Source organism: Rhodococcus sp. 105337, assembly GCF_012844225.1.
Taxonomy (GTDB): Bacteria; Actinomycetota; Actinomycetes; order Mycobacteriales; family Mycobacteriaceae; genus Rhodococcus.
Window position 1 is genome coordinate 124,448 of the sequence record NZ_JABAGQ010000012.1, and the last position, 21,493, is coordinate 145,940.

20 protein-coding genes and 1 tRNA gene are annotated in these 21,493 nt (G+C 67.5%); 18 read left to right on the plus strand and 3 right to left on the minus strand.

Going from position 1 to position 21,493, the window contains the following annotated elements:
• Positions 1-213: 213 nt before the first annotated feature.
• Positions 214-1,041 (minus strand): HAD-IB family hydrolase, encoded by an 828-nt coding sequence (locus HF886_RS17740; RefSeq protein WP_169623067.1) that lies wholly within the window; start codon positions 1,039-1,041, stop codon positions 214-216.
• A 390-nt stretch (positions 1,042-1,431) separates the two neighbouring features.
• Here HF886_RS17740 and ssd point away from each other — a divergent pair, with 390 nt between their 5' ends.
• The 11 genes from ssd (at position 1,432) to HF886_RS17795 (ending at position 11,712) form a co-directional block, all read left to right on the plus strand.
• The gene (gene ssd, locus HF886_RS17745; RefSeq protein WP_169623045.1) at positions 1,432-2,505 is read left to right on the plus strand and encodes a septum site-determining protein Ssd; all 1,074 of its coding nucleotides are present in this window, start codon (positions 1,432-1,434) and stop codon (positions 2,503-2,505) included.
• Positions 2,502-3,674 carry a TadA family conjugal transfer-associated ATPase gene (locus tag HF886_RS17750; protein WP_169623044.1) on the plus strand — a complete coding sequence of 391 codons (1,173 nt, stop codon included), beginning with the start codon at positions 2,502-2,504 and terminating at the stop codon, positions 3,672-3,674. Before ssd ends, HF886_RS17750 begins: the two co-directional genes overlap by 4 nt.
• Positions 3,671-4,465, plus strand: a complete 795-nt coding sequence (locus HF886_RS17755; protein WP_346765400.1) for a type II secretion system F family protein — start codon at positions 3,671-3,673, stop codon at positions 4,463-4,465. The genes HF886_RS17750 and HF886_RS17755 overlap by 4 nt, the downstream gene beginning before the upstream one ends.
• A complete protein-coding gene (locus tag HF886_RS17760; protein WP_169653033.1) occupies positions 4,462-5,031 on the plus strand; it encodes a type II secretion system F family protein in 570 nt (189 codons plus the stop codon). Before HF886_RS17755 ends, HF886_RS17760 begins: the two co-directional genes overlap by 4 nt.
• Positions 5,032-5,072: 41 nt before the next feature.
• On the plus strand, positions 5,073-5,276 hold the full coding sequence (locus HF886_RS17765; RefSeq protein WP_169623042.1) for a DUF4244 domain-containing protein: 204 nt from the start codon (positions 5,073-5,075) through the stop codon (positions 5,274-5,276).
• Between the two features lie 35 nt (positions 5,277-5,311).
• Positions 5,312-5,659 (plus strand): TadE family type IV pilus minor pilin, encoded by a 348-nt coding sequence (locus HF886_RS17770; RefSeq protein ID WP_169623065.1) that lies wholly within the window; start codon positions 5,312-5,314, stop codon positions 5,657-5,659.
• Entirely contained in the window at positions 5,659-6,030 is a 372-nt protein-coding gene (locus HF886_RS17775; protein ID WP_169623041.1) for an Rv3654c family TadE-like protein, read from the plus strand. The genes HF886_RS17770 and HF886_RS17775 overlap by 1 nt, the downstream gene beginning before the upstream one ends.
• A 398-nt stretch (positions 6,031-6,428) precedes the next feature.
• A complete protein-coding gene (locus HF886_RS17780; RefSeq protein ID WP_206038894.1) occupies positions 6,429-8,045 on the plus strand; it encodes an ABC transporter substrate-binding protein in 1,617 nt (538 codons plus the stop codon).
• 80 nt (positions 8,046-8,125) lie between these two features.
• Positions 8,126-9,049: an ABC transporter permease gene (locus HF886_RS17785; protein WP_169653034.1), complete on the plus strand. Its 924-nt coding sequence runs from the start codon at positions 8,126-8,128 to the stop codon at positions 9,047-9,049.
• A gap of 70 nt (positions 9,050-9,119) precedes the next feature.
• Positions 9,120-9,995 (plus strand): ABC transporter permease, encoded by an 876-nt coding sequence (locus HF886_RS17790; protein WP_169653049.1) that lies wholly within the window; start codon positions 9,120-9,122, stop codon positions 9,993-9,995.
• Between the two features lie 46 nt (positions 9,996-10,041).
• A complete protein-coding gene (locus HF886_RS17795; protein WP_169653050.1) occupies positions 10,042-11,712 on the plus strand; it encodes an ABC transporter ATP-binding protein in 1,671 nt (556 codons plus the stop codon).
• 16 nt (positions 11,713-11,728) lie between these two features.
• Here the strand turns inward: HF886_RS17795 and HF886_RS17800 are convergent, their stop codons facing one another.
• On the minus strand, positions 11,729-14,083 hold the full coding sequence (locus HF886_RS17800; RefSeq protein ID WP_346765401.1) for a DEAD/DEAH box helicase: 2,355 nt from the start codon (positions 14,081-14,083) through the stop codon (positions 11,729-11,731).
• A 353-nt stretch (positions 14,084-14,436) separates the two neighbouring features.
• Between HF886_RS17800 and HF886_RS17805 the strand changes: the two genes are divergently transcribed.
• The 4 genes from HF886_RS17805 to HF886_RS21435 all read left to right on the plus strand — a co-directional run bounded on the left by HF886_RS17805 (position 14,437) and on the right by HF886_RS21435 (position 19,157).
• Complete coding sequence (locus HF886_RS17805) at positions 14,437-14,640, plus strand: cold-shock protein (RefSeq protein WP_054720028.1); 204 nt, start codon at positions 14,437-14,439, stop codon at positions 14,638-14,640.
• Between the two features lie 116 nt (positions 14,641-14,756).
• A complete protein-coding gene (locus HF886_RS17810) occupies positions 14,757-15,362 on the plus strand; it encodes a hypothetical protein (RefSeq protein ID WP_169653036.1) in 606 nt (201 codons plus the stop codon).
• 116 nt (positions 15,363-15,478) lie between these two features.
• Complete coding sequence (gene topA / locus HF886_RS17815; RefSeq protein WP_169653037.1) at positions 15,479-18,436, plus strand: type I DNA topoisomerase; 2,958 nt, start codon at positions 15,479-15,481, stop codon at positions 18,434-18,436.
• Positions 18,437-18,464: 28 nt separating this feature from the next.
• Positions 18,465-19,157: a helix-turn-helix transcriptional regulator gene (locus tag HF886_RS21435; protein ID WP_169653038.1), complete on the plus strand. Its 693-nt coding sequence runs from the start codon at positions 18,465-18,467 to the stop codon at positions 19,155-19,157.
• Here HF886_RS21435 and HF886_RS17825 read toward each other — a convergent pair whose 3' ends face one another.
• Entirely contained in the window at positions 19,158-19,547 is a 390-nt protein-coding gene (locus HF886_RS17825) for a VOC family protein (RefSeq protein ID WP_169653039.1), read from the minus strand.
• A gap of 92 nt (positions 19,548-19,639) precedes the next feature.
• On the opposite strand from HF886_RS17825, the gene HF886_RS17830 reads away from it, so the two are divergent.
• From HF886_RS17830 to HF886_RS17840, 3 genes are all read left to right on the plus strand, one after another.
• The gene (locus HF886_RS17830) at positions 19,640-20,827 is read left to right on the plus strand and encodes a DNA polymerase III subunit delta' (protein ID WP_169653040.1); all 1,188 of its coding nucleotides are present in this window, start codon (positions 19,640-19,642) and stop codon (positions 20,825-20,827) included.
• A 62-nt stretch (positions 20,828-20,889) separates the two neighbouring features.
• Positions 20,890-20,965 (plus strand) — tRNA-Thr (locus HF886_RS17835).
• 243 nt (positions 20,966-21,208) lie between these two features.
• Positions 21,209-21,406 (plus strand): hypothetical protein, encoded by a 198-nt coding sequence (locus tag HF886_RS17840; protein WP_169623033.1) that lies wholly within the window; start codon positions 21,209-21,211, stop codon positions 21,404-21,406.
• Positions 21,407-21,493 lie beyond the last annotated feature (87 nt).

The window sequence follows — 21,493 nt, forward strand, 5'->3', positions numbered from 1 at the left end:
GTCGGGAGATCGAATCTTCTCTTCTGATTCGCTCTTGGCCTTCCGTCGTTCCGTAGTTCCTTTCTACCCCCCTTGCGGTGGCGTAGGCAAGCCCCATGCCGGCTTCGCGTCGCATCTGTGCCGTTCGGCGAAATCGTGTTGTGCAGTGCGATATTCGGGTGGCACGGAGGGCCGCGGACGCGGTGTGCGCCATCCGCCGCGGGTCGCCCGGAATCAGTACCGCAGCGAAGCGTGCGACCGGCGCGCGAGACGGCTCGAAACACCGATGATCAGGGCGAGTGCGCCGGCGATCCCACCCGCCATCCAGAGTGCGCGAGGCGACGTCGGAATACGTCTTTTCAACGGCACGGGAAGTGTGAATCGCAGTATCGGCCAATGGTTCTCGGTCGCGACACGTCGCAACGCCCGACCGGGGTTGACGACACGGGGATTGCCGACCGCCAGGAGCATCGGCAGGTCGGTCGCGGAGTCGGAGTAGGCAAAGCTCTGTGCCAGGTCGTACCCGTACCGGTCCGACAGTTCGCGGATCGCGACGGCCTTGGCCTCCCCGAAGCAATAGAACTCGAGTTCACCGGCGTACCGTCCGTCGACGATCCGCATGCGGCTACCGACGCTGTGGGAGGCACCGAGTGCCTGCGCGATCGGCGTGACGACCTCCTCGCCCGAGGCCGACACGATGATCACGTCGTGACCACGCGCCCGGTGATCGGCGATGAGGTCCTTCGCTTCGGCGTAGACGAGGGGAGTGACCACTTCCTGCAGAGTCTCGTCGACGATCGATTTGATCTGCTCGACGTCCCAGCCCTCACACATGTGCGCGATGTGCTCGCGCATCCGCTCGATGCGGTCCTGATCCGCGGCGGACAGCACGTACAGCAACTGGGCGTAACTGCTCTCGAGCACGGCACGGCGGCTGAGCAGTCCTTCGTTGAAGAACGGGCGCGTGAAGGCGAGAACGCTCGACTTCGCGATGACGGTCTTGTCGAGGTCGAAGAAGGCGGCGATGCGGCCACTTCCTGCCGGATGATCCACTGTCGAGATGCCGGTGCTCGTGTTCCCGGACGCGTCAGTCACGAGCACCACAATAGGTGCCCGGAGGCGGACTGTGGGGGTCGCGCGTGGCCCTCGCCACGCCGGTCCGCTCAGTTGCAAACAGCGTGCACGTTCGGTGTACTATCACGATTGCCCGGATCCGTCCGGGTTGTGTTCAGCCCGACCCCCCCGGGGCTGAACACAGACGACCCTCGCCTCCTCCCCCCTGGCGAGGGTCGTCCTCGTTCCGGGGGTTCCCGCCGGCCCTCGCGGCGGCGTTCCCTCCCCGAAAGCCCGCAGGTGACGGGGTTTGTCCACAGGCGTTCCGACGATCCCCAGATTCGGCGTCGCACGCAGTTCTGCGGTCCCGCCGGAGCGTTCACCCCGCACGCTCAGCACATGACCCACGTTCTCGGGCTGACCGACGATACCGCTCTGATCGCGGCGTTGCGCCGCGTCGCTGCGGCCGCCGATCGCGAACTCCACGAAGCCGTCGCGCCGCCGTCCCGCCGTTCCTGGACCGATGCCGCCGTCGTCGTGGTGGACCACGCGTCGGCGCTGGCGTGTGCCGCCGATCTTCCACGGCGCCCCGGTGTCGTACTCGTGTGTCCGGGAGCCGCCGACCTGCGGGAGTGGCAGGCCGCTGCGGTCGTGGGAGCCGAACACGTCCTCGGGTTGCCCGACAGCGAGGTGGAACTGCTCGCCGTCATCGGTGCGACCGCCGAGCCCGACGCGGCCGGCGGCACGGTGATCGCCGTCGTCGGAGGCTGTGGTGGTGCAGGAGCGTCGACGTTCGCCGCCGCCCTGGCCTGGTCGTCGGCGCGACGAGACGCCGGCCGCGACGTCCTGCTCGTCGACGCCGATCCCTACGGGTGCGGTATCGACGTGCTCACCGGACTCGAGGAACGGCCCGGCGTGCGATGGTCCGGGCTCACCGTCGAGAGCGGACGCATCTCTGCCCGGGCGCTCCGCGACGCCGTCCCCTCGTGGACTCAGGGGCTCGGGGTCCTGTCCACGGATCGGGATTCCGGCGCGCAACTCACCGCCGGCGCGGCGACGGCGGTCGTGGACGCGGTGCACCGGTCCGGGACGACCGTGATCGCCGACATCGGGCGGGCCTTCGGTCCCGTCGCTGACGCACTCCTGTCCCTCGCAGATCTCACGGCGGTCGTCGTGCCGGCCCGCGTCGGTGCAGCGCTGTCGTCGGCACGGATCGCGGATCGACTCCTCGACCGCGCAGTGCCGGCCGGCCTCGTCGTCCGGGGACCGGCCCCGGGTGGGCTCACACCCGACGACGTCGCGGAGGTCACCGGGCTACCGCTGCTCGCGTCGATGCGCCCCGAACCGGGCCTTGCCGAGACACTCGAACGCGGGGGTATCCGGTTGCGGTCGCGGTCACCGCTCGTCGGTGCGGCGGAAGCCGTGCTCGACGGGCTCGATCCGGCTCGCCCGCGAACGCGGTGGATCGCGTGACCGGGACTGTCGCCGCCGACCTGCTCGACCGGGTTCGCGACCGCCTCGCGGACGAACCCGGGGATCTCACCCCCGCGCGGGTAGCTGCGGCGCTACGCGCAGAAGCCGGGGGCGTGCTCGGCGACTCCGACCTTCTCTCCGCCCTCCGGCACCTCCAGACCGAGCTCACCGGAGCCGGACCGCTCGAAGTGCTGCTCGGTGATCCCGCGGTCACAGACGTACTCGTCACCGCACCCGATCGGGTGTGGGTCGACCGAGGCTCCGGACTGCACCTGACCGACGTGACCTTTGCCGACGAGACCGCAGTACGCCGCCTCGCGCAGCGTCTGGCGTTGTTCGCCGGACGCAGACTCGACGACGCGCAGATGTGGGTGGACGGCAGGCTGCCCGGCCACGGCGAGTTCGGAGTCCGGCTGCACGCGGTGCTCTCGCCGGTTGCGCAGGGCGGAACGTGCCTGTCGTTGCGGGTGCTGCGACCCGCCACCCAAGGACTCGATGCCCTGCGGGAGCGCGGTGCGGTGCACGACGACGCCTACCGTCTGCTGCACCGCATCATCCGTGCGCGACTCGCGTTCCTGGTGGTCGGGGGCACCGGTGCGGGAAAGACCACACTGCTCGCGGCGCTGCTGGGAGCGGTGGACCACCGGGAGCGGATCGTCTGCGTCGAAGACGCTGCCGAACTGGTGCCCGCGCATCCCCACGTCGTTCGGCTGGTCGCGCGTGCGCCCAACGTCGAGGGGGTCGGGGAGGTCACCGTGCGGGACCTCGTCCGCCAGGCGTTGCGCATGAGACCCGACCGGATCGTCGTGGGGGAGGTCCGCGGGGCGGAGGTGGTCGATCTCCTGACGGCGTTGAACACCGGCCACGACGGGGGCGCCGGCACCGTGCACGCCAATTCACCGGACGAAGTACCGGCGCGGCTCGAGGCACTCGCGGCGCTCGGCGGCCTCGACCGAGCGGCCCTCCACAGTCAGCTCGTTGCCGCAGTCCAGGTGGTCCTTCATGTTCACCGCAGCCCCGGTGGTGCCCGCCGCCTCGTCGAGATCGGCGTCGTCGAACGCGATCCCGTATCCGGAGTCGTCGTGTCGCCGGCCTGGACGTACGACCACGGCGCGGTCGCCGGTATGGCGTCGCTCGAACGTGCTCTTCGCCGACGGGATGTCCCGTGATCGGGGCGACACTGTGCCTTGCCGCCGCGTTGCTCGTCGTCCCGGGTTCGTCGGGAGCACACCGAATCCGCCCCCACGTTCCCTTTCGTTTTCCCGTTGCCGGTCACCCGGGAGTGCTCGCCGCCGCTGCAGGTGTCGCACTCGCCATGCTTGTCGGCGTCGCACCTGCGGTGGCCGCCGCCACGGTGGCGGCGACGACGCTGTGGCGGATACGCCGGAAACGCCGCGCGGCGCAGATCGAGGCACATCGGCGAATGTTGCTCTCCGGCTTGGAGGCGGTCATCGCGGATCTGCGAGTGGGTGCGCATCCGGCCGACGCCTGCGATACCGCAGCGCGCGAAACCACCGGACCTGCGGCAGATGCGTTCCGGGTCGCCGCTGCCCGCTCCCGCCTCGGCGGCTCAGCGTCGGACGGATTGCGTTCCTCGGTTCCGTCCGGCGACAGCGACGGACTGGCGGTAAGTCTGGCACGACTAGCCGACGCATGGGCTGTATCGGATCGGCACGGTCTGGCGCTCGCCGAACTCCTGGCTGCGGCCCGGACGGACCTCTCCGCCAGGATGCGGATTCGCTCTCGCACGGACGCGGGCCTGGCAGGGGCGCGCGCAACCGCATCCGTCCTCGCGGCCCTCCCGTTGCTCGGAGTCGGGCTCGGGCAACTCATGGGTGCGGCGCCGGTGGGGATTCTGCTTTCCGACGGACTCGGCGGCATGCTTCTCGTCGCGGGCACGGTGCTGGCATGCGCCGGGTTGTTGTGGACCGACCGTATCGCCGACAGGGTGAGCGCATGACGGCGGCCGTCGCTGCCGCGCTCGCTGCCGCGGCCCTGCTGATCCTTCCGATCGCCGGCGGCAACGCTCGCCTCAGAGATGCGAAAGGTGTTCCCGGCCTGCAGGTATCGGCCGGACGCCCCGACCCGAATGCTGTGCCGGCTGCGTTCGACCTCTTCGCCGCATGTCTGCGCGCCGGAATGCCGGCGCCGTCGGCGGCCCGTGTCGTCGCGGAGTCGGCTCCACCGGATTTCGCCGCGGCGCTGCGCAGGGGCGCCGACAGGCTCGCGCTCGGTGCCGATCCGGCCGAGGCATGGGACGGCCCGGGTGACGACCTGCTCGAGGACTTTGCGAGGGCTGCGCGGCGTTCGGCGAAATCCGGTTCACCCCTGTCGGAGACCGTGGCCGAACTGGCCGTCCGGTACCGGACGGAGGCGGAGGACCGGGTGGCCGCCGATATCGAGCGCGCGGGTGTGCTCGTCAGCGGCCCGCTCGGGTTGTGTTTTCTGCCTGCGTTCGTGTGTCTGGGCATCGTGCCGGTAGTGATCGGCCTGGCCAGGGACGTGCTCGGGGGAGGGCTGTTGTGAAACGTCGGTGCGGACCGTCCGCGCCGCAAGGAGGGAAAATTATGCGCACCATCGGTTTTCGGGGTTTCCGGAGTCGCGTGTCGGATCTCGTTGTGGACGACGACGGAATGAGTACGGCGGAGTACGCGATCGGAACCATCGCGGCAGCGGCGTTCGGTGCGGTCCTGTACGCGGTGGTGACCGGCGACTCGATCGTGTCGGCGTTGACCGGCATCGTCGAGCGCGCGCTCAACACAGCGGTGTGAGACGCCGGGGGCCGAGCGTCGGTCGGTGCGAGGCGATCCGGGGATTCCGGGCCGGGGATGCCGGCGGCGTCACCGTCGAAGCGGCGCTTGCGATCGCGAGTCTGGTGACCGTGCTGGTCCTGTGCCTCGGTGCGGTGCTGAGCATCGCGTATCAGGTGCGGTGTCACGACGCGGCGCGAGAGGCGGCGCGACTCGCCGCACGAGGTGATCGCACACGGGCGGTCGAGGTGGCCGCCCGTGTCGCGCCCCCCGACGCCGGAATCACGCTGCGGGAGGAGGGAGATCTGATCGTGGCTGTCGTGACGGCCGAGAGTCCTCTGTTTCCTCTGGTGACCTTGACGGCCGAAGCCGTCTCGGTGCGGGAACCGGAGGGGTTGCGGTGATGTCGGACCGGCTTCCGGCGGGTGACCGCGGGAGCGCGAGCGTGATCGGCTGCGCCGTGATGGCGGCCCTGATCGCCGTCACCGCGACGCTGCTTCATGTCGGATCGGTCGTCGTCGCACGGCACCGTGCGCAGGGCGCGGCCGACCTCGCCGCGGTGGCCGTCGCGTCGGCGCTCGATCGCGGTGTCGTGGCGGCGTGCGAGGCGGCCGAGCCCATCGCGCTTCGCATGCACGTGCGGGTGCGACGATGCGACATCGAGAACTGGTACGCGCTCCTCGAGGTGACCGCTCCGGTGTCGTCGCTCTTCGGCGGGGACGAAGCGAGGGCGGTCGCGCGAGCGGGTCCGGCCGCGGTGACAGGCACCGAATGAGGAGCGGACCGTCCGATCGAGACCGATGTGACACCCATCACATGTGACGGGTGTCACACATGACTGAGGGCTCCGGCGCCGTCGGCCACTTGCCGGATTTACGAGGCCTCGGGGCGCGGTGTAGTGCTGCGATAACGCTTCCGGTGGATGGAAGCGCGGATTCGCTCGGCTCGCCCGGCCCGTGCGACCCCCGCTCGTCGCGTTAAGGACGCATTTCGTCGGGTTCGTCGGGCTTTCTTTCCGGCGGGGCGTGCACGTCCGTCGCTAGGCGTGTGTCTAGAGTCAACCGACGTTCCGGGCCGCACGGTCTTGTTCTTGTGGCTCACACCGACACCGTGGATCATCGCGGACTTCGTGGACAGCGGTGCTGTCCCGTTGGGGCTGAGGAAGGATTGATTTTGAGGATCAAGCGCACGATCGCGGTCGTGTCGGTGGGCTTCGTAGCCGTCGGCATGCTTGCGGCATGTGGCGGCAGTAGTGCTGCCGGCAGTAGTGAGGGCACGTACAGCCTGTACATCGGTCAACCCGAGAACCCCCTGGTTCCCGGCAACACCACCGAGAGTGAGGGCAACCAGGTCCTCAAGGCGCTGTTCGCGCCCTTGGTGAACTACAACGACGAGACCAGCGAGGTCGAGTACACCGGCGTCGCAGAGTCGGTCGAGTCCGAGGACCAGGTCAACTGGACCATCAAGCTGAAGCCGGACTGGACGTTCCACGACGGGACTCCCGTCAATGCCAAGTCCTACGTCGACGCCTGGAACTACACCGCGCTGAGCACCAACGCATACGGCGCGTCGTACTTCTTCGAGAACGTGAAGGGCTACGACGATCTGCAGGCCGCAGAGGGCGGCGAGCCGGCCGCGACCACCATGTCCGGTCTGAAGGCAGTGGACGACTCGACCATCTCGGTCGAGCTGAAGGAGCCCTTCGCGATCTACCCGATCACGCTCGGGTACTCGGCGTTCATGCCGCTGCCCGAAGCCTTCTTCTCCGATCCCGAGGGCTTCGGCCGTCGTCCGATCGGCAACGGCCCGTTCAAGGCCGACGAGGACTTCGTCGACGGTCAGGGCTTCACCGTGACCAAGTACGAGGACTACGCCGGTGAGAACGCCGCGCAGTCGAACGGCGTGCAGTTCAAGGTCTACACCGAACTGGCCACCGGTTACACGGACGTCCAGGCCGGCGGCCTCGACGTGATGCTGGACCTGCCGCCGGACGCGTGGGCCACCGCTCGCGATCAGTTCGGTGATCGCTACCTCGAGCGCCCGCGCCCCGACATCACCTCGCTCAGCTTCCCCACCTACGACCCGCGTTTCTCGGATCCCCGTGTCCGTGAAGCCTTCTCGATGGCCATCGATCGTGGAGCCATCACCGAGGCCATCTTCACCAACACTCGTACGCCGGCCAAGTCCTTCGGGTCCCCGGTCGTCGAGGGTTACCGTGAGGACGCCTGTGGCGCTAAGTGTGAGCTGAACGTCGAGCAGGCCAACAAGCTTCTCGACGAGGCCGGCTTCGATCGCAGCCAGCCCGTTGATCTGTGGTTCAACGCCGGAGCCGCGCACGACCCGTGGATGACCGCGGTCGGTAACCAGATCCGCAGCAACCTCGGTATCGAGTACGTGCTGCGCGGCGATCTGCAGTTCGCGCAGTACCTGCCGTTGCAGGACGAGAAGGGCATGACCGGCCCGTTCCGCTTCGCCTGGATCATGGACTACCCGTCCCTGTACAACTTCCTCGCACCGATCTACAGCACCAGCGCATTGCCGCCCGCGGGCTCGAACAACACCTTCTACAGCAACCCCGAGTTCGACGCGGCCCTGTCGGCCGGTAACAACGCCGACTCGCTCGAGGCTGCCACGACGGAGTACCAGAAGGCCGAGGACATCCTGTTCCGCGACATGCCTTCCGCACCGCTGTTCTACGGTCTCAACCAGGCCGTGTACAGCGACCGGGTCGACAACGTGAAGATCGACGCGTTCGGCGACATCGTGGTCGAAGACGTCACGGTCAACTGAGTGACAAGTGGTGGGGTGTTTCGCACAAGCGAGGCACCCCACCACTGTGTAGGACGTTCTGTTCCGTATAGGAGAACCCAGTGGGTCGCTTCATCACGCGCCGATTGCTGCTGACCATTCCGGTCCTGATCGGCGCCTCTTTTCTGATCTTTGCGATGGTCTACGCCCTCCCGGGCGACCCCATTCGTGCCCTCGCGGGTGATCGTCCGCTCGCGCCCGCGGTCATCGCGCAGCTTCGCGCCCAGTACAACCTGGACGATCCGTTCTTCGTCCAGTACATCAAGTACGTCGGCGGACTTCTGCAGGGCGACTTCGGTTCCGACTTCTCCGGAAGGCCGGTGCTGGACACCATCGCGCAACGGATGCCGGTCACCATGCAGTTGACGGCGGTAGCCGTCGCCTTCGAGGTCGTCATCGGTATCACGGCCGGCGTGCTCGCAGCCCTGCGTCGCAACTCCTTCTTCGACAACCTGGTGCTCGTCTCGTCGACACTGCTGGTGTCGGTGCCGGTGTTCGTCCTCGGCTTCGTCTCGCAGTACGTCCTCGGATACAAGCTGGGACTGTTCCCGATCGCCGGTATCAACAACGGCTGGTACAGCTTCCTGCTCCCGGGCCTGGTGCTCGCGTCGCTGTCGATGGCATACGTTGCCCGGCTGACTCGCACCGCGGTGTCGGAGTCGATGGCCGCCGATTACATTCGCACCGCGCGGGCCAAGGGCGTCGGGTATCGACGCATCGTGGTCCGGCATGCGCTGCGTAACAGCTTGATACCCGTGGTGACCTTCATCGGCGCCGATATCGGCGCACTGCTGGGCGGCGCGATCATCACCGAATCGGTGTTCAACATTCCCGGACTGGGCCGCGCAATCTTCGACGCTGTACAGAACCAGGAAGGTGCGGTGGTCGTCGGCATCGTCACGCTGATGGTCTTCTTCTACATCTTCTTCAACCTCGTCGTGGACGTGCTGTACGCATTCCTCGACCCCCGGATCAGATACGAGTAGTGGTATGGATTCCAAAAATGCCGAGGCCGCCCGTACACATGCCGTGGAGGAGGGCGAGCCGGGCAATGTCATGACGGGCGAAGCCGTCCAACTGGTGGGCCAGGCGAGCTTGTGGGGCAACGCGTGGAAGAAGTTGCGCCGCAGCGTGTTCTTCTGGTTCGGCGGGATCATCACCATCGTCCTGGTGATGATGGCGCTGATGCCGCAGCTGTTCGCCCGCGGCATCGACCCTCGGGCGTGCAACCTGTCCGACAGCCGCCGGCCACCGAGTGCACAGCACTGGTTCGGAACGGATCTGCAGGGCTGCGACTACTACGCCAACGTGATCTACGGTGCCCGCGTCTCCCTGAGCATCGGCCTCCTCGCAGTCATCGGTGTCCTGATCATCGGTGTGCTGATCGGTGCGCTCGCCGGCTATTTCGGTGGCGCCCTCGACAGCGTGCTCGCCCGTTTCACGGACATCTTCTTCGGCATCCCGCTCCTGCTCGGCGCGCTGGTGCTGCTGACGGTGACGTCCGAGCGGACCATCTGGACCGTGTCGCTGGCACTGATCACTTTCGGCTGGATGACAGCAATGCGCCTGGTGCGTTCGTCGGTCATCGCCATCAAGGAGAGCGAGTACGTTCAGGCCGCCCAGGTGCTGGGAGCCTCGACCTTCCGCATCCTGGTCCGGCACATTCTGCCGAACGCGCTGACCCCTGTTCTGGTCTACGCCACCATCGCCGTCGGTACGTTCATTGCCGCGGAATCAGCACTGTCGTACCTCGGTATCGGCTTGCAAATGCCCGCCATGTCATGGGGCCTGCAGATCAACCTGGGCCAGAACTACATCTCGACGTCGCCGCACCTGGTGCTGTTCCCGGCCGCGTTCCTGTCGGTGACCGTGCTGGCCTTCATTCTCATGGGTGATGCGCTGCGAGATGCGCTCGACCCGAAACGGAGCTGACGCAATGAGTGTCGACACGATCGACGAGACCACGACCGACCGCGCAATCCTCGGAGTCTCCGGTCTGACCATCGACTTCGAGGTGGACAAGACCTGGAGAACAGCCGTACGTGACGTCTCGTTCGAGGTGGCGCGGGGCGAAATCCTGGCGATCGTCGGCGAATCCGGATCGGGTAAATCGACGACGGCCATGGCCGTACCGGGTCTGCTCGCCGACAACAGCCGTGTCCGCGGCAGCATCACTCTCGACGGTCGTGAACTCGTCGGTCTGTCGGAACGTGAACTGAACTCGGTGCGCGGCAAAGACATTGCCGTGATCTTCCAGGAGCCCATGACGGCCCTGAACCCCGTCTACACGATCGGGTGGCAGATAACCGAGGCCATTCGCTCGCACTCGGACATGACCAAAGCGCAGGCCAAGGAGCGTGTGATCGAGCTGCTCCGTCTCGTGGATATGCCCGAACCGGAGAAGCGGGTCAAGTACTACCCGCACCAGCTTTCCGGCGGGCAGCGCCAGCGAGCGATGATCGCCCAGGCGCTGGCCTCCGAACCGTCGGTGCTCATCGCCGACGAGCCCACCACAGCGCTCGACGTCACGGTGCAGGCCGAGATCCTGCAGCTGATGCGGGATCTGCGCGAACGCGTGGACGCGGCGATCGTGCTCATCACGCACGACATGGGTGTCGTCGCCGACATGGCCGACCGCATCCTCGTCATGCGCAACGGTGCCATCGTCGAGCAGGGGACGTCGGACAAGGTCTTCAACAAGCCGGAGCACGCCTACACCCGTGAACTGCTGGCGTCGGTGCCCCACCTCGGCTCGCGGGTCGGCGAAGCCGGAACCGACGACACCCCGGACGTGCGGTACGCACTCGAAATCGTCGACGGCGTGATCGAGTACCCCGGGGCGCGTCGCAACAGCGGCTTCCGGGCGGTCGACGGCGTGAGCCTCAACATCGAGCCCGGTGAGGTCGTGGGACTCGTCGGAGAGTCCGGTTCGGGCAAGTCGACGATCGGCAAGGCCGTAGTGGGATTGCTCAAGTTGCACTCCGGCTCACTGTCCGTTGCGGGCACCGACATCACGAAGATGTCGACACGCGATCTGCGCCCGGTCCGCCGCAAGGTCGGCATCGTGTTCCAGGACCCGGGTTCGTCGCTGAACCCGCGCTGGCCCATCGGACAGTCCATCGGCGAGCCGATGCTGCTGCACACCGAAATGGACCGCACCCAGCGCGACAAGAAGGTCGAGGAACTGCTCGATCAGGTTCAGTTGCCGCGAGACATGCGCAACCGCTACCCGCATCAGCTTTCCGGTGGTCAGCGTCAGCGCGTGGGTATCGCCCGGGCGCTGGCTCTCGAACCGACACTGCTGGTGGCGGACGAACCGACGTCGGCGCTCGACGTCTCGGTGCAGGCCAAGGTGCTCGAGCTGTTCCAGGAACTGCAGCGCGAATACGGCTTCGCATGCCTGTTCATCAGCCACGACCTTGCCGTCGTGGAGGTGCTTGCACGTCGTATCGCGGTGATGCGGGCCGGCAAGCTCGTGGAGTTCGACCGGACCGATCGTATTCTGCGGTCGCCGTCCGATCCGTACACCAAGCGGTTGTTGGCGGCTGTCCCGGTTCCGGACCCGGCCCAGCAGGCGCTCCGGCGGAAAGAGCGTGCGGCACTGCTGGCCGCCGAACGTGCCGAGGACGAGCACAGGCCGGCGGTCTGACGGTTGTAATGCGGTGTCAGTCCTGGCTGCCGATCGCGTCGAGCACGGCGGTCAGGACGAGCACGGCGCCCGACTTGTCGAGCGGATCGTTGCCGTTGCCGCACTTGGGTGAATACACGCACGACGGGCAACCCGAGACGCACTCGCACGCTGCGACGGCGTCTCGGGTTGCCTCGAGCCATTGCGAGATCCGGCGGTAGCCGCGCTCGGCGAATCCGGCTCCGCCGGGCTGCCCGTCGTAGACGAAGACCGTGGGAAGACCGGTGTCCGGGTGCAGGTCGGTGGAGACGCCGCCGATATCCCCTCGATCGCACGTGGCGACGAGGGGGAGCAAACCGATCGCCGCGTGTTCGGCGGCGTGGAGCGAACCCGGGATCCGCTCGGCCGTGAGGCCGATCTGCGAGAGCAGTCCGGGATCGACGGTGTACATCACAGCGCGGGTCGCAAGGGTCTGCTCGGGCATCTCCAGCGGGATCTGATCGAGGATCTCGCCGGAGGACAGACGCCGGAGATATCCGACCACCTGATGCGTCACCTCGACACCTACCGCCGCGACGGTGACGGGGCCGTGGTCCCGATGCTCGTCGATCGACGTGCAGCAGATCTCCGTGACTTCCCGTGCGCTGGTGGACCATTCGGGGTCCTCGGCGTGGACGAGTGCGATTCCGTCGTCGAGGTGCAGTTCGTCGACAACGAAGGATTCCCCCCGATGCAGGTGTACGGCACCCGGATGCATGGTCGCGGGCGCGCGACTGCCTTCGACGGTGCCGAGCATCCGCCCGGTCTCCGCTTCCACGATCGCGACCTGCCCGCCGATGCCGCCGCGGATGTCGATCTCGGCGTGCGGATGCGTACCGGGAGTGACGAACCAGCCGTGCGGGCGTCTGCGGACGAGGCCGTCCTCGGCGAGGCGAGCGAGGACTTCCCACGCGTCGTATTCCTCGACTTCGTCGTCGCTCAGCGGCTTTTCCGACGCCGCGCAGAGCAACTGCGGCCCCAGGACGTACGGGTTCGCCGGGTCGGTCACGGTCGACTCGACCGGCCTGCCCAGCAACGCCTGAGGATGGTGCACCAGATACGTGTCGAGGGGGTCGTCGCGGGCGACCAGCACCACCAGCGATCCCTGCCCGCGCCGCCCGGCGCGGCCGCCCTGCTGCCAGAACGAGGCCACGGTGCCGGGAAAACCCGCGACGACCACCGCGTCGAGACCGGCGATGTCGACTCCGAGTTCGAGTGCGTTCGTACTCGCCACCCCGAGCAGACGTCCGTCCGAGATCGCCGCCTCGAGGTCGCGGCGATCTTCCGCGAGGTAACCGGCGCGGTAGGCGGCAACGCGATCGACGAGGTCGGGCGCTGCCGCGGCGAGCAACCGTCGCGCGCCCATGGCCGTGAGTTCCGCACCGTGCCGGGATCGCACGAACGTCAGCGTTCGTGCACCTTCGACGACGAGGTCGGCGAGCAGCCGGGCCGCTTCGGTTCCGGCCGCGCGTCGCACGGGAGCCCCGTGTTCTCCGGTGACCTCCCGCAGCAACGGAGGTTCCCACATCGCGACGGTCCTGGGTCCGTGTGGCGACCCGTCCTCGGTCACCGCACGGCACGGTGCACCGATGAGCCTGGACGCCGCGTCGGCCGGTTCGCCGGTGGTCGCGGAGGCCAGGATGAACACGGGATCGGCGCCGTAGTGTCGGGCCAGCCGCCGGAGCCGGCGCAGGATCAGTGCGACGTGCGACCCGAAAACTCCTCGGTACGAGTGGCATTCGTCGATCACCACGTATTTCAGCCGACGCAGCATCCGCGCCCACCGTGCGTGCCCGGGCAGTAGCGACACGTGCAACATGTCGGGATTGGTGAAAATCCACCGTGAGTGCCGGCGCGCCCACTGCCGCATCTCCGTGCTGGTGTCGCCGTCGTACGCGCACGCCGCCACCGTCGACAGTGCGGGCTCCATCATGGTCAGTTCGGTGACGGCGCGAAGCTGATCGGCCCCCAGTGCCTTGGTGGGGGAGAGATACAGCGCGGTGGCCTGCGGGTCGGCTGCCAGGGCAGTGAGCACGGGAAGTTGATACGCCACCGACTTGCCGGACGCGGTTCCGGTGGCGACGACCACGTTCTCCCCGGCGGCGGCGAGATCGGCGGCGGCGGCCTGATGGCTCCACAGCTGCGGTACCCCGTGCTCGCACAGCGCCCGGACCACCGGCTCGGCTGCCCAGCGAGGCCAATCGGTGTGCTGCGCCGGCCGGGTGGGCAGCGCGGCGACGTGGGTGAGCGGGGACTCGCCGGCGGGTGTTCCGGCCAGGAGGCGGTCGAGGAGTTCACGTCCGTAGGTCGCAGCCGTGCCGTTACCCGGATCGAACGGGGGTGAGCTGGGCACGGAGCGCTCCGGGGGTTGCGGGGTCGAACGGGGGCGGCGGTTCTGCCGTCTGCGGCGGGCGGAAACCACTACCGATCGGTAATCGTACCGACGGTCGGGGACCTTCGATTTTTCTGGGACGTTTGTGCCCATTACTACTGTCGCGACCGCCCCGGGCATGGTTGACTGGCACGCGGTCGCAGCTTCTGTGTTCGTGGACTTGAGAGAGTGAACGCTCGCAGGATCGATGGTTGCGGGCGCGGTGCTTTGCTCTTCCCACGGGGGTTCGGAAGTACAGCGGTCGGAACCGGGGCCGGGCGGGCCGCGTTTCCGGTGGTCTGTCGAATCCGGTGGTAAGAAAGAGAAGGAAAAGCATGGCACAGGGCACTGTGAAGTGGTTCAACGCGGAGAAGGGCTTCGGCTTCATCGCTCCCGAGGACGGTTCTGCAGACGTGTTCGTTCACTACTCCGAGATCCAGGGCGCCGGTTTCCGGACCCTCGAGGAGAACCAGCGCGTGGAGTTCGAGGTCGGTCAGGGCACCAAGGGCCCGCAGGCCACCGGCGTGCGCGCTGTCTGAGAGATTGCTCCCATGAGCGCAAGGTGAGGCTCGACTCCTCATCTGAATCGTCCCCCGTCACCTCCGGTGATGGGGGACGATGCATTTTCGGGTATCGATCGACCGGAAGGAGGATCGTGAGCCAGCTGTCGTTCTTCGGCGCCGAGCTCGGGCCACCTTCGGTCGCAGACCTGAGCGGGGTGCTGGCAGCCCAGGGCCGGGTCGCGATTCGCGGAGACCGGGCCCGGATCTCCGCCGTTGTCGATGTCCCCTGGCGCGCTACCGGGATCGCACACCTGATGTCCGAGGCGGGGCTGGAACCGGAGATCGGCACCACCGACGACGGCCGCACGACAGTGTGCACGGCGTTCGCCGCAGAGACGGTGCCATTGGCTTTGCTGTGGATGCGCGGCACGGTGAAGACGGTGCCGTTCGAGTGGGTGCCGAGTTCGCGTGCTCAGCGCGCATGGTTTCTTGCCGCGGGTACGAAAGAAGTGGACGGAGAGCGATACGTCCTCGGCCTCGATCCACAGACACCCGACACCCATGCGCCCCTCGCCGAGGCGTTCCTGCGGGCCGGTATCGCACCCACTCTCATCGGCACACGCGGGTCGTCGCCGGGCCTGCGAGTGTCCGGCCGCAAGCGCCTGACCAGGCTCGTCGAGAACATCGGGGCACCGCCCGACGACCCCGGGGCGTGGGAGGTCTGGCCTCGTGCCGCGCCGTGGGACCACCACACGTGATGAGGCGTCCGCCCAGGATGTGCGACCCTGTGTGTGGCTACGTCGGGGGGACGTGGTCGGTATACATGTCTTCGAGAAGCGCGACATGTCGGTAGAGGGAAGGCACAGGCGGCACGGTGGCAGCAGACAAGAGCACTTCGGACGGGTCCTCGGGTACACGTCGGCTGGTCATCGTCGAATCCCCGACCAAGGCGAAAAAAATCGCCCCCTACCTGGGGCGCGATTACGTCGTCGAGGCGTCGGTCGGTCATATCAGGGATCTGCCGCGCGGCGCCGCGGATGTCCCTGCCAAATTCAAGGGTGAGTCGTGGGCCCGCCTCGGTGTCGACGTCGATCACGATTTCGAGCCGCTCTACGTCGTCAGCCCGGAGAAGAAGTCCAAGGTCTCCGAACTGAAGAGTCTCCTCAAGGACGCCGACGAGCTCTATCTCGCCACCGACCCCGACCGTGAGGGCGAGGCGATCGCCTGGCATCTGCTCGAGACCCTCAAGCCCAAGGTTCCGGTCCGGCGCATGGTGTTCCACGAGATCACCGAATCCGCCATTCGGGCGGCCGCGGAGAACACCCGCGAACTCGACACCGACCTTGTCGACGCGCAGGAAACCCGGCGCATCCTCGACCGGCTGTACGGCTACGAAGTCAGCCCGGTGTTGTGGAAGAAAGTCATGCCGCGCTTGTCGGCCGGGCGCGTGCAGTCCGTCGCGACCCGCATCATCGTGCAGCGCGAACGCGAGCGGATGGCATTCAGGTCTGCCGAGTACTGGGACATCGCGGCGACCATGGACGCGGGCGAAACCGCGAGCCCCCGCTCGTTCGGTGCGCGTCTGGTCGGAGTGGACGGCTCCCGCGTCGCTTCCGGCCGTGACTTCGGTGCCGACGGCAAGCTGAAGTCCACCGGCGTCGTGGTTCTCGACGAGACCTACGCGCGTCGTCTGGCCGAGGCGCTCGCCGGAACCGCGCTGACGGTGTCGTCGGCCGAGAGCAAGCCGTACACCCGTAAGCCGTATGCGCCGTTCATGACCTCGACGTTGCAGCAGGAAGCCGGGCGCAAGCTCAGGTTCTCGTCGGAACGCACCATGCGCATCGCGCAGCGGCTGTACGAGAACGGCTACATCACGTACATGCGTACGGACTCCACGACGCTGTCCGAGTCGGCGATCAGCGCAGCGCGCGCCCAGGCCACCCAGCTGTACGGCGCCGAATTCGTGCACCCGACGCCGCGCCAGTACACCCGTAAGGTCAAGAACGCGCAGGAAGCGCACGAGGCGATCCGCCCCGCCGGCGACGTGTTCGCCACCCCGGGTGAGTTGCATGCGCGTCTCGACGGCGACGAGTTCCGCCTCTACGAGCTGATCTGGCAGCGCACCGTCGCGTCGCAGATGGCTGATGTCCGCGGCACCACCCTCACCCTCCGGATCACCGGCACCGCCGGCACGGGGGAGGAGTGCACGTTCTCGTCGTCGGGCCGCACCATCACGTTCGCAGGCTTCCTCAAGGCCTACGTCGAGAGCGTCGACGAAGAGGCAGGCGGCCAGTCCGACGACGCCGAGTCGCGCCTGCCCAACCTCAGCGAAGGCTCCGCGGTCACCGCGACGAAGCTCGATCCCGACGGCCACTCCACGAACCCGCCGGCGCGGTACACCGAGGCGAGCCTCATCAAGACGCTCGAAGAACTCGGCATCGGCCGGCCCTCGACGTACGCCTCGATCATCAAGACGATCCTCGATCGCGGATACGTCTACAAGCGAGGCAGTGCGCTCGTCCCGTCCTGGGTGGCGTTCGCCGTGATCGGCCTACTCGAATCCCACTTCTCGCAGCTCGTGAACTACGACTTCACCGCGGGTATGGAAGACGACCTCGACGAGATCGCCTCCGGTCACGAACACCGGACCGACTGGCTGACGAGGTTCTACTTCGGCGGCGAGCACGGCGGCGAGCAGTCGGTCGCACGACAGGGCGGCCTGAAGAAGCTCGTCAGCGAGAACCTCGAGGACATCGACGCCCGCGAGATCAACTCGATCCGCCTGTTCGACGACGCGGAGGGCCGCGAGGTCCATGTTCGGGTCGGGCGGTTCGGCCCGTATCTCGAGCGGATGGTGGTCAACCCGGACGACCCGGACGGCGACCCGATCTCCCAGCGCGCGAATCTCCCCGACGACCTGCCGCCGGACGAGCTGACGCTCGAGTACGCGGAGAAGTTGTTCTCCACGCCCCAGGAGGGGCGCGTGCTCGGTGTCGATCCCGCAACCGGTCACGAGGTCGTCGCGCGGGAGGGCCGCTTCGGTCCGTACGTCACCGAGTTGCTGCCCGAGTCCACCCCGGAGCCGGAACCCGAACCGGACGTGACACCGATCCCCGTCGAGGAGGTCGAGGCCGCCGGCGGTGGCACGAAGACCGCGACGAAGAAGGCTGTCGCCAAGAAGGCGGCGAAGAAGGCACCCGCGAAGAAGGCGGCCAAGAAGGCCACCGGTCCGAAGCCGCGCACCGCGTCGCTGCTCAAGACGATGGATCTGTCGACGGTCACGTTGGAGGACGCGCTCCGGCTGCTGTCTCTCCCGCGCGTCGTGGGTGTCGATCCCGAGTCGGGTGAAGAGATCACGGCGCAGAACGGCCGTTACGGTCCGTACCTGAAGAAGGGCACCGACTCGCGGTCCCTGGCGGACGAAGAGCAGATGTTCACCGTCACGCTCGACGAGGCGCTGAAGATCTACGCCGAGCCGAAGCGCCGTGGCCGGCAGGCTGCGGCCACGCCGCCTCTCCGTGAACTGGGCGTGGACCCGGTGAGCGAAAAGCCCATGGTGATCAAGGACGGGCGGTTCGGTCCGTACGTCACCGACGGCGAGACCAACGCGAGCCTGCGCAAGGGTGACGAGGTCCCGACGATCACCGACGAGCGGGCTTCGGAGTTGCTCGCCGACCGGCGTGCGCGCGGTCCGGTGAAGAAGGCCACCAAGAAGGCCGCGGCGAAGAAGTCGCCCGCCAAGAAGACCGCAGCGAAGAAGACCGCAGCGAAGAAGACCGCGGCGAAGAAGGCCCCGGCCAAGAAAGCCGCGGCGAAGAAGGCAGCAGACTGATCCCGGCCCGGGCGCCTACCCTTGCGGTGTGTACCGCGAATGGGCGTCCGGGATACCCGGGGTCATCGCCTGGGTGTCGACGCCCGATCCCGCCGGACCGGCCGGAAACACCGTTCTGCCCGACGGATGCATGGATCTGATCTGGCACGAAGACGGTCTTCTCGTTGCGGGTCCCGACACGCGCGCACAGTTCTCGGACCTCGCGGCGCGGCGAAAACTGGCGGCAGTGCGGTTCGCACCCGGCCTCGGGCCCGTGTTCCTGGGTGTCGACGCCTCCGAATTGCGCGACCGGCGCGTCTCCCTCGACCAGATCTGGTCCCCGCGTCGGGTCCGCGACATCGTGGCGGCCGTCGAAGACGACCCGGTGTTCGGCCTCGTCCATGCCGCTCGCCGCGATCTGGACGAAGCACCTCGAAGTCCTCTGTCGGGGCTCGCGCATGCATTCGCATCCGGTATGACGGTCGCCGATGCCGCGACCGCTGCCGGCTGGAGTGAACGAACCCTCCGCCGGCGCGCACACCAGGCGTTCGGCTACGGGCCGAAGACGCTGTCCCGCGTCCTGCGCTTCCGGCGGGCGGTGGAACGCGCTCGTGCGGGCGAAGACCCGGCCAGGGTTGCGGCCGAGTGCGGGTACAGCGACCAGTCGCACCTCGCGCGTGAGGTGCGCGCCCTGTCGGGATCGACGCTCGGTGACCTCGTCCGTCCGCGGTCCGGGCCGTAACTACTCGGAAAGGGCAGCGAACAGGTCGATGCCGTGGCCGTCCGGATCGAGCAGGCTCGCGTAACGCTGCCCCCACGCCGCATCCCAGGGCTTCATCGCCGAAGTGCACCCGGCGGCAACCAGTGCCGCGTACATCTCGTCGACCTCGCCCGGTGAACCGCACTCGAATGCGAGGCTCGGCCCGCCCGTCCCCGGTTCGAAACCCGGATCGAACGACTTCACGGAGTCGATCGTGTCCCACATCAGACGGACACCGTCGGCCGCCGTCACCTCGAAGTGCGGCGCGTCGGGCGCTTCGGCGGGCAGGTCGAGGCCGAGTGTGCGGTAACACTCGAAGGAGCGCCCGAAGTCCTCGACAACCAGGCCGATGGCAGAGAATCGAATGGTCATGACCCGACGGTAGAGCGGGCCGGGCACGTAGGTCTTGAACGTTTCGGACAGCCGGACGGAACAGGTCGGTGCCGGTGGTTACGCTGGTCGGCATGTCCGGTGTCTTCGATCGTCTCGTCGGCCAGCACGATGTCGAGACCGATCTCGTTGCGGCTGCAGTCGCTGCGCGCAACGGCGATACCGGCTCGGCGATGACGCATTCGTGGCTGTTCACCGGCCCGCCCGGATCGGGCAGGTCCATCGCGGCGTTGTGCTTCGCGGCCGCGCTGCAGTGCACCGACGAACAGACTCCGGGATGTGGACACTGCCACGCATGCACCACCACGATGGCCGGTACCCACGGCGACGTGCGGCGGGTGATCCCCGAAGGCCTGACCATCAGCGTCAAGGCGATGCGCGCCATCGTGCAGGTCGCATCGCGCCGGCCCAGCACCGGCCGGTGGCAAGTCGTGGTGATCGAGGATGCCGACCGTCTCACCGAGGGAGCGGCCAACGCGCTGCTGAAGGTGGTGGAAGAACCGCCGCAACGCACCGTGTTCCTGCTGTGCGCCCCGTCGACCGATCCCGAGGACATCTCGGTGACGCTTCGGTCCCGCTGCCGGCACGTCGGTCTCGTCACGCCCAGCGCCGCGTCGATCGCCGAGGTCCTGCAGCTCAGCGACGGCATCGACGAGAAGACTGCGCGGTGGGCCGCGTCGGTGAGTGCGGGCCACGTCGGCAGGGCCCGCCGTCTGGCCACCGACACGATCGCGCGGGAAAACCGCAACCGCGCCCTCGAGCTCGCCGGGGCCGTTCTCCGGCCTGCGACGACGTACTCCGCAGCCGAGGAACTCGGACGCAGCGCCGAGGTGGAAGCCAAGGAGATCAGTGTCGAACGCGACGAGCGTGAGACAGAAGAGCTGAGGACGGCGCTCGGTGCAGGCGGTACCGGTAAGGGAGCCGCAGGTGCGCTGCGCGGTTCGGCCGGCGTACTGAAAGAACTCGAGCGCACGCAGAAGTCCCGCAAGACCCGGACCGAACGCGACATCATGGACCGCGCGCTCATCGACCTCGCGGGGCTGTACCGGGATGCCCTCGCCCACGCGTTCGGTTCCACCGCGACGCCCAACCATCCGGACATGACCGAACGTGCAGCCGATCTCGCCTCCCGTACCAGTCCGGAGGCCCTGCTCGACTGCATCGAAGCGATCCTCGAGTGCCGCGAGGCTCTCGCGCAGAACGTCAAGCCGAAGTTCGCGCTGGCAGCCATGGCGGCGCGCTTGAGCGCTGCGTTCCGGTGACTGAAGTGCCGGTTTGCATCCCGGTGGGGGTAGTCCGCTAGACTTCGGACGCCGAACGGCATGCTGCCTTAGCTCAGTCGGTAGAGCATTTCACTCGTAATGAAAAGGTCGTCGGTTCGATTCCGACAGGCAGCTCCACGAAGAGCCCCTCACCCACCGGTGAGGGGCTCTTCTGGTTCCAGGGCTCGGTCGTCCTCGCGTGATGTCGTGCGGACAGGGACCATGGAGTCATGTTGATGGAAATCTTCTCCCTGATCCTGATCATCGGTGCGCTCGTCGTGGTGATCCCCATGGCGATCCGCGTGTTCCGGGATCGCGACGACCGGTGACACGCCCTCCTCGGCGCTCGACAACCACAACCGGCGCACTCATGCTCGGTATATGGGTGACTCTCTGAAGGACCGGGTCCGCGACAAGATCATGCGTCAGCGTGCGGAGGACGGGGGCCGGCCGATCGACGCCGCGGAGGCCGACGACCCCCGCCTGACCGATATCGACGGCGATCTCGCGTTGCTGTCCCAGGCCGGCGAGGACGACGAGGTGGTCCAGAGCCTCGCTGCGAAGTACTGGGTGCCCTGAACGCGGCCGGAATCGGCGTTGACCTGGCGATTTGGTGTTTGTGGGGGTGCTCGCGTAACTTAATCCAGGTCAGAGCGACACGGACAC